This is a genomic window from Colwellia sp. RE-S-Sl-9, from assembly GCF_048296855.1.
Lineage (GTDB): Bacteria > Pseudomonadota > Gammaproteobacteria > Enterobacterales > Alteromonadaceae > Pseudocolwellia.
This window is the reverse complement of sequence record NZ_CP182631.1, coordinates 1841588-1854831: the sequence shown is the minus strand read 5'-3', so window position 1 is coordinate 1854831 and position 13244 is coordinate 1841588. Positions and strand designations below refer to the sequence as shown.

At 37.0% G+C, this 13244-nt stretch carries 16 protein-coding genes; 13 read left to right on the top strand and 3 right to left on the bottom strand.

The window, feature by feature from the left end; genetic code table 11:
* Nucleotides 1-40: 40 nt before the first annotated feature.
* Both ACM9HF_RS07960 and ACM9HF_RS07955 read right to left on the bottom strand, forming a co-directional pair.
* Nucleotides 41-778 (bottom strand): dienelactone hydrolase family protein, encoded by a 738-nt coding sequence (locus tag ACM9HF_RS07960; protein ID WP_473616974.1) that lies wholly within the window; start codon nucleotides 776-778, stop codon nucleotides 41-43.
* Between the two features lie 22 nt (nucleotides 779-800).
* Nucleotides 801-1442, bottom strand: coding sequence for a sulfotransferase family protein (locus tag ACM9HF_RS07955; protein ID WP_473618270.1), 642 nt, complete (start codon nucleotides 1440-1442; stop codon nucleotides 801-803).
* 322 nt (nucleotides 1443-1764) lie between these two features.
* On the opposite strand from ACM9HF_RS07955, the gene ACM9HF_RS07950 reads away from it, so the two are divergent.
* The 6 genes from ACM9HF_RS07950 to ACM9HF_RS07925 all read left to right on the top strand — a co-directional run bounded on the left by ACM9HF_RS07950 (nucleotide 1765) and on the right by ACM9HF_RS07925 (nucleotide 6960).
* Nucleotides 1765-2553 carry a DUF3450 domain-containing protein gene (locus tag ACM9HF_RS07950; protein ID WP_473616971.1) on the top strand — a complete coding sequence of 263 codons (789 nt, stop codon included), beginning with the start codon at nucleotides 1765-1767 and terminating at the stop codon, nucleotides 2551-2553.
* A gap of 22 nt (nucleotides 2554-2575) precedes the next feature.
* The gene (locus ACM9HF_RS07945; protein WP_473616967.1) at nucleotides 2576-3961 is read left to right on the top strand and encodes a MotA/TolQ/ExbB proton channel family protein; all 1386 of its coding nucleotides are present in this window, start codon (nucleotides 2576-2578) and stop codon (nucleotides 3959-3961) included.
* Nucleotides 3962-3964: 3 nt separating this feature from the next.
* Complete coding sequence (locus tag ACM9HF_RS07940) at nucleotides 3965-4492, top strand: MotA/TolQ/ExbB proton channel family protein (protein ID WP_473616963.1); 528 nt, start codon at nucleotides 3965-3967, stop codon at nucleotides 4490-4492.
* Between the two features lie 115 nt (nucleotides 4493-4607).
* Nucleotides 4608-5021: an ExbD/TolR family protein gene (locus ACM9HF_RS07935; protein ID WP_076419312.1), complete on the top strand. Its 414-nt coding sequence runs from the start codon at nucleotides 4608-4610 to the stop codon at nucleotides 5019-5021.
* A 2-nt stretch (nucleotides 5022-5023) separates the two neighbouring features.
* The gene (locus ACM9HF_RS07930; RefSeq protein WP_473616958.1) at nucleotides 5024-5644 is read left to right on the top strand and encodes an energy transducer TonB; all 621 of its coding nucleotides are present in this window, start codon (nucleotides 5024-5026) and stop codon (nucleotides 5642-5644) included.
* Between the two features lie 8 nt (nucleotides 5645-5652).
* Nucleotides 5653-6960 (top strand): tetratricopeptide repeat protein, encoded by a 1308-nt coding sequence (locus ACM9HF_RS07925; protein ID WP_473616955.1) that lies wholly within the window; start codon nucleotides 5653-5655, stop codon nucleotides 6958-6960.
* A 146-nt stretch (nucleotides 6961-7106) separates the two neighbouring features.
* Here ACM9HF_RS07925 and suhB read toward each other — a convergent pair whose 3' ends face one another.
* Nucleotides 7107-7910, bottom strand: coding sequence for an inositol-1-monophosphatase (gene suhB / locus ACM9HF_RS07920; RefSeq protein ID WP_473616951.1), 804 nt, complete (start codon nucleotides 7908-7910; stop codon nucleotides 7107-7109).
* Between the two features lie 410 nt (nucleotides 7911-8320).
* Between suhB and trmJ the strand changes: the two genes are divergently transcribed.
* The 7 genes from trmJ to hscB all read left to right on the top strand — a co-directional run bounded on the left by trmJ (nucleotide 8321) and on the right by hscB (nucleotide 13243).
* On the top strand, nucleotides 8321-9076 hold the full coding sequence (gene trmJ / locus ACM9HF_RS07915) for a tRNA (cytosine(32)/uridine(32)-2'-O)-methyltransferase TrmJ (protein WP_473618269.1): 756 nt from the start codon (nucleotides 8321-8323) through the stop codon (nucleotides 9074-9076).
* A gap of 33 nt (nucleotides 9077-9109) precedes the next feature.
* Nucleotides 9110-9919 carry a serine O-acetyltransferase gene (gene cysE / locus ACM9HF_RS07910; protein ID WP_473616947.1) on the top strand — a complete coding sequence of 270 codons (810 nt, stop codon included), beginning with the start codon at nucleotides 9110-9112 and terminating at the stop codon, nucleotides 9917-9919.
* A 184-nt stretch (nucleotides 9920-10103) separates the two neighbouring features.
* Nucleotides 10104-10616: a Fe-S cluster assembly transcriptional regulator IscR gene (iscR, locus tag ACM9HF_RS07905; RefSeq protein WP_076419316.1), complete on the top strand. Its 513-nt coding sequence runs from the start codon at nucleotides 10104-10106 to the stop codon at nucleotides 10614-10616.
* Between the two features lie 36 nt (nucleotides 10617-10652).
* Nucleotides 10653-11867: an IscS subfamily cysteine desulfurase gene (locus ACM9HF_RS07900; protein ID WP_077340741.1), complete on the top strand. Its 1215-nt coding sequence runs from the start codon at nucleotides 10653-10655 to the stop codon at nucleotides 11865-11867.
* Between the two features lie 100 nt (nucleotides 11868-11967).
* Nucleotides 11968-12348 (top strand): Fe-S cluster assembly scaffold IscU, encoded by a 381-nt coding sequence (gene iscU, locus ACM9HF_RS07895; protein WP_473616940.1) that lies wholly within the window; start codon nucleotides 11968-11970, stop codon nucleotides 12346-12348.
* 17 nt (nucleotides 12349-12365) lie between these two features.
* On the top strand, nucleotides 12366-12689 hold the full coding sequence (gene iscA, locus ACM9HF_RS07890) for an iron-sulfur cluster assembly protein IscA (RefSeq protein ID WP_076419319.1): 324 nt from the start codon (nucleotides 12366-12368) through the stop codon (nucleotides 12687-12689).
* Nucleotides 12690-12715: 26 nt separating this feature from the next.
* Nucleotides 12716-13243, top strand: a complete 528-nt coding sequence (hscB, locus tag ACM9HF_RS07885; protein ID WP_473616935.1) for a co-chaperone HscB — start codon at nucleotides 12716-12718, stop codon at nucleotides 13241-13243.
* The last annotated feature ends 1 nt before the right edge of the window (nucleotide 13244 follow it).

Here is a 13244-nt window from a genome sequence, read left to right as displayed (position 1 = left end):
GTTTTTTTATGTACGCTTTTTATGACAAATTATGAATGATTTAAGTGAGTTTTCGTTTAAATAACTCGACAGCCATTAAGTAAACTTTTATGGCTAAAGCAGCATCGTAACGTTCACCTTCGTCACGCATAAACGCATGTTGTGCGTTAAACTCATGCCAAGTAAATGTGTTTTTACTTGTTAATAAATGTTGATGAATTTTCATTCGTCCTTCATCTGGTACATGAGGATCTTGTTTACCAAAAATCATTAATAGTTCACCTTTAATATCGGGTGTTCTCGTTAATGAGTCGTTACCTTTATTACAAGGTAATGTGTTTGAATGAATGTCGGTAGGATATAAACACGCCGCCGCTAAAATATTGTTATTTAATGCCGCCCTATAAGCTAAATGACCACCAATACACACGCCCATTGCACCAACCTTGCCTGAAAAATTATCAAGTGTTTGAGCGAAGTTTACTAATGCTTGAGTGTCTGAGTCGTGATGCTCTAAAAGTTTTGCCCACTTATCTTCATTGCCTTTGTCTTTACCTGCATCATCGTACCCTAATACAGTACCAATAGGGTTTAGTTCATGAAAAACCTCAGGCACTAATACAATAAAACCATGGCTTGCCATAATAGCTGCGCTACGTGCTATAGGGGCTGTTTGTTGAAATATTTCTGAATAGAAAATAACACAAGGATAGTTACCTTGTTCTTCAGGCTGATAAATATAAGTGCGCATATCACCTGTTGGGGTAGCAATATCGTGTTGGCTATGGGTAATGATCATGGTGTGTATAAGTCCTTAATATTTATTGAATATGGTTTAGGGTAGAGCAACGGCCATTTTTAGTTGAATCAACTTTAAGCGGATGTTTTAAATCTTTCCATGCAGTGACTTTCCCGCCCTGATTAAGTACAGGAAAATCTGAGTTTGAAGTATTAGGATCGTTATCCTCTTTATTCAAAAACGTTAATAGCTTTTGATAATCACCTTGTTTAGATATATCAATAAATAGCACAGGGTGGCCTTGTTGTTCAAAATACTGAGTAACTGCGGCTTTATGCGTGTTGTAGCAAGTTAATAAGAAATCATCGTTATTAATATTATCTAAGGTAAAAGGGGAAAATATTTCAGTATAACAACGCTTAATTATGGGGTTAAACCCACCATCATCTCGTACTACATTGTTATACATACGTAATAAAAGCTGTTTTATTGAAGGGAGCCACTTTTGGGCATCGCGCGTTAAATAAATAAACTTACTGTTAGGGTAATGTTGATGTAAAGCTTTGTAGTCATTAAAAATAGGAGTGTCTGCTATCGCGTTAGCTTTATCGAACGTTGTTTGAGTATAAGCAGTATGAGCTACGCAATAGTTAAGAGAGAGTAGAGTAGAACAAATGCTCGTTGTACCTGTTCGAGGTAATCCTAAAACGAATATTTTTGACAGTTTATTCATAACAGTAGGTTTAAAGGTAACTCATGTTGGGTGATCTAATTTATTACTGATTTACGTTACCGCATTTTAGGGGAAAGTGATGATGAACACTATCTCAAATCTTTAAATATAACCTTATAACGATTAACGCTTTGTTAATAAAACCTTTCCTGTAAAAAAAATGTCACCTAACTGTCATGTAACAAATATGCAATATTCGTGAAACCAAGTTGTCATATTTGGCCTTTAAAATGTGCCCAATTATAGCAGTATATTGAATAGGCGTTTTGCTAAAAGCGTTTAACACTATTGAATTTCAACAAAAGGTTTTAATATGAAATTGTCTACTTTGGCTAAAGCAAGTTTGCTTTTAAGTGCAAGTGCACTAAGCCTACCTACACTTGTAAATGCCGCTCCAGCTGACGATGAACCCTTATCACAAGTGGTAGATGCTGGCAAAAAAATCAACCAGTCTGCAAATAAATCACAACGTCGTGTAGATAATATTAGCGAACAAATTCAAACCAAACTTCAACAATTTAAAACCGTGAATAAAGAAGTTGATGGTTTACGCGTTTACAACCAACAAATGAATACTCAAATTGATAATCAGCTAAAAGAATTAACTCAGCTAGCAGTTTCAATGGAACAAGTGAGTATTATCGAACGTCAAATCTCACCACTTATGGCACGTATGATAGATACATTAGAAGCTTTTGTTGGTTTAGATGTTCAGTTTTTACCGACTGAGCGTAGCGAACGAATTGAAGGTTTAAAGAAAATGATGGAACGCGCTGACGTTTCAGTATCTGAAAAATTTCGTCGTGTATTAGAAGCTTACCAAGTTGAAGTTGAATATGGTCGTACTATTGAAGCTTACAACGGTTTATTAACAATTGATGGCAGCGAACGTGACGTAGACTTTTTACGTATTGGTCGTGTGAGTTTAGTGTATCAAACACGTGATGGTCAAAAATTAGGTTTATGGAATAACGAGACTAAGTCTTGGGATGATCTTCCTGCAGAATATCGTTCAAACATCAATAAGGGTTTACGCATTGCACGTAAACAGCTTGCCCCAGATTTAATCATTGTGCCAGTAGCGCAAAACTCAGCCGAATAAGTACGGTAATAGGAATTATAAAATGAAAAAATTAAGCCAACTTTTTTCACTGGTTGTATTAGCTCTATCAGTTACAAGTATAACAACAAGCGCAAGTGCTCAGGATGCTTCATCATTAGATGAATTATTAAAGCAACTTGAACAAGGTAAAATTGCTCAAACCAAACAAAATACAGCACGTGAGGCTGAGTTTAATGCTAAAAAGTCAGAGCAAGAAAACTTACTTAAACAAGCTAAAAATATACGTGATAATGAAGTCAAGGTAAGTGCTGAATTAGAAGCAACATTTCAAGATAACGAAATTGAATTAGCAAATAAATCAGAAGCGTTAACGAAACGCATGGGTGAATTAAAAGAGCTGTTTGGTGTACTTCAGCAAGTTGCTGGTGATACAAGAAGTAAATTTCAAACCTCTGTAATTTCGGCTCAAATAGCAGACCGTGGCGTGTTTTTAGATGATTTTGCTCAAAGCATGGGATCTTCTTCAAAATTAGCCTCAATCGAAGAAATTGAACGCCTGTGGTTTGAACTACAACGTGAAATGACGCAAAGCGGTAAAGTACATAAATTTAGTCGTGAAGTGGTTACAGCAAACGGCGAAAAATTAAAAACAGATGTTGTTCGAGTGGGCGGTTTTAACTTAATTTCTGATGGCAAATACTTAGAATATGTAGACGAAACAGGTAGTGTTGTTGAATTAATGAGACAACCTTCAGATCGGTATTTAGCAAGCGCAGCAGAATTAACATCTAATACATCAGGCGTTGTACCTTTTGCTTTAGACCCAACAGGTGGTTCAATTTTAGGTTTACTTGTACAAGCTCCGAACCTTCAAGAGCGCGTAGACCAAGGTGGTTCAGTGGGTTATGTGATTTTAGCGATAGGCTTAATTGGTTTACTCATTGGTGTAGAGCGTTTTATCTCATTAACCATTATTGGTGGTAAAGTTAACAGCCAACTTAAAAACACTACAGCGTCTAAAAACAACCCACTTGGTCGCGTTATGTTAGTTAAAGACGAAAACAAGAGTTCAGATGCTGAAACGTTAGAGCTCAAGCTTTCTGAACGTATACTGCAAGAAGTTCCGGTACTTACTACACGCTTAACTTTTATTAAAATTATTTCCGTTGTTGCGCCACTTATCGGCTTACTGGGTACAGTTGTGGGTATGATCAACACCTTCCAAGCAATCACGTTATTTGGTACAGGCGACCCTAAACTTATGGCTGGCGGTATTTCGCAAGCACTTGTTACCACGGTATTAGGTTTGGTTGTTGCTATTCCAATGGTATTTATTTCTACCATCTTAAACACGCGTAGCCGTGGCATTATTAATATTTTACAACATCAAAGTGCTGGTATTCTTGCTGAGCGTTTTGAAGATGAAAATACAGGTAAAGGAGCGTAAATCATGATTTTATTCATCGAAATGATGAATAGCATTCGTGAGTTTCTTGATACAGGTGGGCAAGTGCTCACCGTTATCGCTTTTGTTATTTGTTTGATGTGGCTCTTAATATTTGAACGCATGTATTTCTTTTTACGTAGCTATAAATACGTAAAAGCCGACATAGTTCAACGTTGGGAAAAAAGAACAGATAAAAGCTCATGGAGTGCTGAACAAATTAAAATAGCCAATGTTTCAAGAGTGACTGAAATGCTAAAGCAAAATGTCGCGCTTATTCAAAGTTTAGTGGTTTTATGTCCGTTATTAGGATTATTAGGAACAGTAACTGGCATGATTGAAGTATTTGATGTTATGGCTATTTCGGGTAGTGGTAATGCACGCTCTATGGCGTCAGGTGTTTCAAGAGCAACTATTCCAACAATGGCTGGCATGGTGGGTTCATTATCGGGTGTTTTTGTTGTTACTTGGTTACAACGCAAGATCAAACGCAGAACTCAACAGCTTGAAGATAGTTTGCCATTGGCTCATTAATTTAAAAATTTTAACTCTACTTGGCTGAATTAATTCAAGCCGTAGGAAATAATGAATACTCCTTGGTAATGATCTCAAGGAGATTTACATAAAAAGTTTACAGTAAGGTAAAAAGATGCGTTCTCAATTATCACAAGTATTGCAAGAGCAAGAAGAAGCAGAAGAAATTAACATGACGCCTATGCTAGATGTTGTTTTTATTCTATTAATTTTCTTCATTGTAACCGCTTCATTTGTAAAAGAAGCCGGCATTGAAGTAAACCGACCTGAAGCAGCAACCGCCGTTAAAAAAGAACGAGCAAATATATTAGTTGCCATCAGTGACAAAGGTGAAATTTGGATCAATAAACGTCGTGTAGATGTTCGTGCTGTACAAGCCAACATAGAACGTTTAAAAGCTGAAAATCCACAAGGTACGGTGGTTATTCAAGCCGATAAAAAAGCAACAACAGACGTATTAATAAAAGTAATGGATTCAGCTCGTGCAGCTGGTGTTTACGATGTTTCAATTGCGGCGCAAGAGGCCTAACCATGATGAATAAAAGTGGCCGTTATTTATTTGGCTTATCTTTCGCTGTTGTTGTTACCTTTGCTTTACTGTGGGGAATGCAGGCGCTTATTTCTGGCGGTAACAATGCATTAACCGAAGCACCAAGAGGTAACGTACTAGACTTTATTCGATTAAAGAAAGAGCAAGACGTAACTAAGAAAGAACGTAAACCACAAAAGCCGGCTAAACCTAAAACGCCTCCACCACCAATGGAGCAACCACAAATGCAACAAGCTAACCCTAATGCCGATGCAGTAAGTACAAGTTTTGCAGCCAATGTACAAGCGGATACGGCTTTAGGCGGTGGGTTAAGTTTAGATACAGGTGATGGAGATTATTTACCTATTGTTAAAGTGGCGCCTATTTATCCACGAAGAGCACAATCAAGAGGTATTGAAGGTTACGTAATTGTAGAGTTTGTTGTAACTAAAAATGGCTCAGTGCGAGACGCTAAAGTGGTTGAATCAAACCCAGAAAGCATTTTTGACCAAGCAGCAATGGACGCAGCACTTAAATTTAAATACAAGCCGCGCGTTGTTGACGGTGTCGCTATGGAAGTCGCTGGCGTACAAAATAAAATATCGTTCCAAATAGACGGTTAGGAGACATTATGATTAAAAAATTATCATTATCTTTAATTTCAGCAGCAGTACTTTTTAGTACGGCGAGTTTCATACCCAATGAACTTGGTGGAGCGGTAGCGCAGGCAGAAGAAAAAGCGCAAAGTACTGAAACTGTTAAAGTCCCCGCCATGCGTAATCGTGTTTATTCGCAATTAGCTCGTGCACAAAAGCTGGCTGATGAAGGCAACAAGAAAGAAGGGCTAGAAGTTCTCGACGAAGTAAAAGATCGCATTAGTAGTTTAAATAGCTACGAGCAAGCCATGTTATGGAACTTTTATGGTTTTATGTATTACGGTAGTGACAACTTACCTTTAGCTATTGAAAGCTTTGAAAAAGTTATCGCTGAAGAAGCGATTCCTCTTACTTTACGTACATCAACTTTATATTCTTTAGCGCAATTATCTATGCAGCAACAAGATTATAATCAATCGTTAAAGTATTTAGGACAGTGGAAAAAAATTAACGCTAAGCCGTTAACCAGTACACAACAAGTATTATTTGCACAAATCTATTACCAAAATAAAGATTACAAAAATTCACTAAAATATGTAAATGAAGCCGTTGAACTTTCTCTTTCTAAAGACGAAGTGCCTAAAGAAAACTGGTTTATTTTACAACGTGCAAATTACTATGAACTTAAGCAACCTGAAAATGTTGTAAAGGTGATTGAAGATTTAGTGCGTTTTCACGATAAACCTAAATATTGGATACAGTTAAGTGGTATGTACGGTGAAATAGGTGAAGAAGAAAAACAACTTGCGGTTATGGAAAGTGCATATCAAGCCGGTTACGTTACTTCATCACAAGATATTATTACTTTAGTGCAATTGTATCGTTTTCATGGCGTACCATATAAAGCCGCTAAACTACTTTCTACTGCTATAGATAAAGGACAAGTAGCAGCAGAAGAAAAGTATTTAGATATGCTGGCTCAATCTTATATTTCTGCTAAAAATGACGAAAAAGCTATTCCTGTATTAGTTAAAGCTTCTGAAATTGCAGAAACAGGTAAGTTTGACGCTTTCTTAGCACAATCGTACTTGAATTTAGAAAAGTGGGATCTTGCAATAGCGTCAGCTAAAAAAGCCATTAAACGTGGTGGGGTCGATCGTTTAGGGAACATGCATTTAGTGATTGGCATGTCTAACTTTAACTTAAAGAAGTTTGATGCGTCTTTAACTGCATTTGCTGATGCCCAAAAGTTAAAAGAGTCGGCAAAAACAGCGGAACAATGGTATCAATACGTTAAGCGTGAGCAAAGTGCAGAAATGCAATTAGCGATGTTAAATGAGTAAAAATAAATATCACTCATATCAATTTAAATAACATATTGAACAACTCGGTATAGCACTTAAATTTAAACAGAAAAAAGGCTAAAGAAGAATATCTTCTTTAGCCTTTTTTTGTGTCTTTTTACTCGTTCTTTAATCAATAAGGTAAATTATTTATTTAATGCTTCACCTAATTGAGGACGCATGTCTTGTAAAATTTCTTTTGCTAATCTTGGGCTAGCAGCAACAATATTGCCTGACGATGTGTGATTATGACCACCCGTAAAGTCTGTTACTAATCCGCCGGCTTCAATCACTAATAATTCACCAGCAGCTGAATTCCATGGTTTTAAACCAATTTCGAAAAAACCATCAATACGGCCAGCAGCTACATAAGCTAAATCGAGTGCTGGAGAGCCTGCACGACGTATGTCTGCTGTTTTCATAAATAATGATTTAAAAATATTTAAGTAAGCATCTGTGTGTTGCTTACATTTAAACGGGAAACCAGTCGCTAGTACAGTGCCGCCTAGTTCTTTATTTGCTTTAACTCTAATTTTAAAGTTGTTTAGTTGTGCGCCTTTACCGCGGCTTGCTGTAAATAACTCTCCACGAATAGGATCGTATATTACTGCTTGGTCTAACTTACCTTTTACTTTTAATGCGATAGAAACTGCAAAGTGAGGAATGCCTTTTATAAAATTAGCTGTGCCATCAAGCGGGTCAATAATCCATTGGTAGTCATCGTCTTTACCTTTTAATATACCGCTTTCTTCACCAATAATTGTGTGATCAGGGTAAGACTTACGAATCGTTTCAATAATAGCTTCTTCAGCGCTTACATCAATGTTAGTCACAAAATCATTTGTGCCTTTAGATTGAACTTCAATTTTATCAACTTGTTCAAAAGCACGAACAACTACTTTTCCAGCCACACGAGACGCACGTATAGCGATATTAAGCATAGGATGCATAACAACTACCTTATTTTATAAACAGCATTTTAAAAGAACGAGAAACTTGAACGCAGAGCGAAAATCAAGCGGCGCGAAGTATAGCAAAATAAATACTAGATGGCGACCAAAATTCACTGGCGCGGAATTTTATGTTGAGCAATACCGTGTTAATTATAATTTAACGACATAAATCAGATTGTTTTGCGCTAATCAAAGGGATGAAACAAGATGATTTTTCTCAGTACAAGTGAAAGGTTCTGTGATAAAATTATTTTATAGTTTTAGACGTCTAGATAGATAATTTATATTCAGATTTTCACTATCTATCATTTGTGAAGTTAAAAAGAATAAATCACGGTCTTTAATTTTATATAAATTACCCCAAATTTTGAGAGTAAAAAATAATGTTAGATCCTTCTTTAGGAAGTTTGTTAGATAACGTACGTATTGTTTTAGTGAACACGTCAGATTGTCGAAATATTGGTTCTGCCGCTCGAGCAATGAAAACAATGGGGTTAAGTCAACTCGTTTTAGTTGACCCGATTGAGATGCCAAATGGTCAAGCTCAAGCTTTATCTGCAGGTGCATCAGATGTTTTAGCCAATGCTAAAGTGGTTAGCACACTAGAAGAAGCTATTACTGACTGTGGTTTAGTTGTAGGTACAAGTGCGCGTTCAAGAACATTACCATGGCCAATGTTAGAACCAAGAGGTTGTGGTGAAAAGCTGATTGAAGAAGCACATAACTTTCCTGTAGCTCTTGTCTTTGGTCGTGAAAGTAGTGGTTTAACAAACGATGAACTACAACTGTGTCACTTTCATGTACAGATACCTGCAAATCCTGAATACAGCTCATTGAACTTAGCTATGGCGGTTCAAACACTAAGTTATGAAGTTCGTATGAGCTATTTAGCGCTTGAAAACCAAAAGCATAATAATGTTTTAGTTAAAGCAACAAATGTTGAAGAAGATGAAGAGTACCCAGTATTAGAAGAAACTGAACGTTTATATCAACATTTCGAGGATGCTTTAAAAGCAACAGGATTTATTGTGCCAAGCCATCCAGGTTTAGTGATGACAAAATTAAGACGCTTATTAAATCGTGCAAGACCCGATAACAAAGAAGTTAAAATGTTACGCGGTATGTTAGCGTCAGTAGAACGCGCAGCAAAAAATAAAGCCTAATTGATAAAAAGCATTAAGAGTAAAGGATAAAATATGTTTAGCCGTATTAGAGAAGACATTAAAAGCGTCTTTGATAGAGATCCCGCAGCGCGTAATTCGTTTGAAGTTTTAACTAATTACCCTGGCATGCATGCGATATGGATACATAGGGTAAGTCATAAGTTATGGAAAGCTGATTGGAAACTTATAGCTCGCTTATTATCAACTTTTTCTCGTTGGCTAACGGGTGTTGAAATTCATCCGGGCGCAACATTAGGTAGACGTTTCTTTATTGATCATGGTATGGGTGTTGTGATTGGTGAAACCGCCGAAATTGGTGAAGATTGTACGTTATATCACGGTGTTACCTTAGGTGGTACAAGTTGGAATGCAGGTAAGCGCCACCCTACACTAGGTAATAACGTTGTTATTGGAGCTGGAGCTAAAGTTTTAGGGCCTATTACTATTGGTCATGGTGGCAAAGTGGGCTCTAACTCTGTTGTTGTAAAAGACTTACCCGATAATGCAACCGCGGTTGGTATACCAGCCCGCATTGTTAATATTAAGAAGTCTGAAGCAGAAATGTCTGAACGAGAAAAAACAGCGCAAAAATTTGGCTTCGATGCTTATGCTGTCTCTGGCGATAATCCAGATCCTGTCGCGAAAGCGATAGGACGTTTATTAGATCACATGCATTTAATGGACACCAAAGTAGAAGATTTATGTAAAGAAGTGAATCAACTCGGGGGTAATGTTTGTCAGCAATCGTTACCTGAATTACGTGTTGGTGAATTTGTTGAAGACGAAAAAGAAGCTGCAAAACGTAGAGAATCTATCGTTACTGCCTTCGATCCTGAAATATAATATTAGTTAACCCTAATTTGGGGTAAGCCATTATGCTAAACATAAATACTTGAGTAAAATACTCAGGTATTTATGTTGACTCTATTTTTATCTCGCGTAAAATACTTGACTAAATTACTTGGTTATATAGTTGATTATTTTACATGGTTATGTAAAATGCGCAGCAAAAATACAGGAGAACATAATGAAACTGACTTCAAAAGGGCGTTATGCGGTTACCGCAATGCTTGATGTTGCCATTCATGCCATTTCAGGTCCTGTATCATTAGCTGACATATCTGAACGACAAGGTATTTCATTGTCGTATTTAGAACAGCTATTCTCGCGTTTACGTAAACATGGTTTGGTTAATAGCGTGCGAGGTCCTGGTGGTGGTTATCGCTTAGGTAGATGTTCAGCTCAAATTGCTGTAGCAGACGTTATTTTTGCGGTTGATGAAAGCATTAATGCAACTAAATGTTCCGGACAAGGTAACTGCCAAGGTGGTAACCAATGTTTAACCCATTCATTATGGGAAGATTTAAGCGTACGCATAGAAGATTTTTTACAGAATATTTCGCTTTCAGAGCTCGTTGAGGAAAGAAACGTTAAAATGGTTTCACAACGCCAAGACGACATGCATAAACAAAAGCGTGAAAGCACTCATTCAAATAATATTTTAATTACAACCCAAAGCATTTTACCTGATTTGCAATAATATTTGCCGATCTACAAAGTTGGAGAGAGTTAGCTTATGAAGCTTCCTATTTATTTTGATTATTCAGCAACAACACCTGTAGATAAGCGTGTTGCTGAAAAAATGATGCAGTATATGACTACTGATGGTTTTTACGGTAACCCTGCGTCTCGTTCACACAAGTTTGGTTGGCAGGCTGAAGAAGCAGTAGACATTGCTCGTAACCAAATTGCTGATTTAATTAACGCCGATCCTCGTGAAATTGTATTTACATCAGGCGCGACAGAATCAAACAACCTAGCGATTAAAGGTGCAGCTAACTTTTATTCGAAAAAAGGTAAGCACATCATTACATGTAAAACTGAGCACAAAGCTGTTTTAGATACATGTAGAGAATTAGAACGCCAAGGTTTTGAAGTTACTTATTTAGATCCTGAATCAAACGGTTTAATTGATTTAAATAAGCTAAATGACGCGATTCGTGAAGACACTATTGTTGTAAGCATCATGCATGTAAACAACGAAATTGGTGTAATTCAAGACATCGCTGAAATTGGCGAAATGTGTCGTGCTAAAAAGATTATTTTCCATGTTGATGCCGCACAAAGTGCAGGTAAAATTGCTATCGATATGGAAAACCTGAAAGTTGACCTTATGTCATTCTCAGCACATAAAATATACGGGCCTAAAGGTATTGGCGCATTGTATGTTAGCCGTAAACCACGTGTTCGTTTAGAAGCTCAAACACACGGCGGTGGTCATGAACGTGGTATGCGTTCTGGTACTTTAGCTACTCATCAAATTGTGGGAATGGGCGAAGCATTTAGAATTGCTAAAGAAGAATTAGAGCAAGACCGTATTCACGTAACGAAAATGAGAGATCGTCTTTGGGCTGGTATTAGCTCAATGGAACAAGTTTTCATTAATGGTGATGCAGACAAACGCTACCCTGGTAATTTAAATGTAAGCTTCAACTTTGTTGAAGGCGAATCATTAATTATGGCACTTAAAGACTTAGCCGTATCTTCAGGTTCAGCATGTACATCAGCAAGTTTAGAGCCTTCGTACGTATTACGTGCTTTAGGTTTAAATGATGAAATGGCGCATAGTTCAATTCGTTTCAGCTTTGGTCGTTTTACTACCGAAGAAGAAATTGACCACGCAATTAACATCATTCAACAATCTATTGGTCACTTACGTGACATGTCACCACTTTGGGAAATGTTCCAAGATGGTATTGATTTAGATTCAATCGAATGGGCTGCTCACTAGTTAGCACCTATTAAACAAGTATTGTTTACAGACTTATTATTTATTTTCATGCCTGTAAGAGGCGAATAATAAGTCACTTAAACAACTTAGGAGAAATATCATGGCTTATAGCGAAAAAGTAATCGATCATTATGAAAACCCACGTAACGTTGGCTCAATGGATAAAAATGATCCAAATGTAGCAACCGGTATGGTTGGCGCACCAGCATGTGGTGACGTAATGAAGTTACAACTTAAAATTTCTGCAGACGGTATTATTGAAGATGCAAAATTCAAAACATACGGTTGTGGTTCTGCTATTGCTTCAAGCTCATTAGTAACTGAATGGGTTAAAGGCAAGTCTATCGACGAAGCTGGCGAAATCAAAAACACAGCTATTGCTGAAGAATTAGCATTACCGCCAGTAAAAATTCACTGTTCAATTTTAGCTGAAGACGCTATCAAAGCAGCGATTGCAGATTACCGCAGTAAAAAAGTTTAGTAAAAGAGGTTATTAGTATGAGTGTTACAATGACTCCTGCAGCCACTGAACGAGTAAAATCGTTCATGGTTAACCGAGGCAAAGGTCTTGGCTTACGTTTAGGTATAAAAACTACAGGTTGTTCTGGCTTAGCATATGTACTTGAGTTTGTAGACGACCTTAACGAAGACGATGAACTCTTTAGCATTAATGGTGTGAATATCATTATTGATGCTAAAAGCTTAGTTTACTTAAGTGGTATCGAGCTAGATTTCATTAAAGAAGGACTAAACGAAGGTTTCAAGTTCACCAATCCTAATGCAAAAGGTGAGTGTGGTTGTGGCGAAAGCTTCAACGTTTAATTTATTGTATTAATACTGGATTTATAGTGAATTACTTTCAATTATTTGGTTTAGAAGACCACTTTGATCTCGATACAACAAAATTAGCTGAAGTATATCAATCATTACAAAAAACGGTTCATCCAGACCGTTTTGCTAGTGCATCTTCACAAGAGCAATTACTTGCTGTTCAAAAGTCGTCAATGATCAATGATGCATATCAAACATTAAAAAATCCGCTTACTCGAGCGACTTATATATTAACGCAGCGCGGAACTGAAATGCCAAATGAACAAGCATCATTTGGTGATACCGCTTTTTTAATGCATCAAATGGAATTACGCGAAATGTTATCTGAGATCAAAGGATCCGATGACATAGAAGCTGAAATATTTAGTGCAACTGAAACATTAGACACTGAATACGAACAGCTCTTTAAAATGATGCAAGCTCAGTTAAATGAAAACTCACCAGAATCGAATACGCTAGCGTGTGACAATTTACGCAAACTTAAATTTTATCAAAAACTTCATATAGAGTTAGATCGTCTCGAAGACTCTCTATTAGATGATTAAT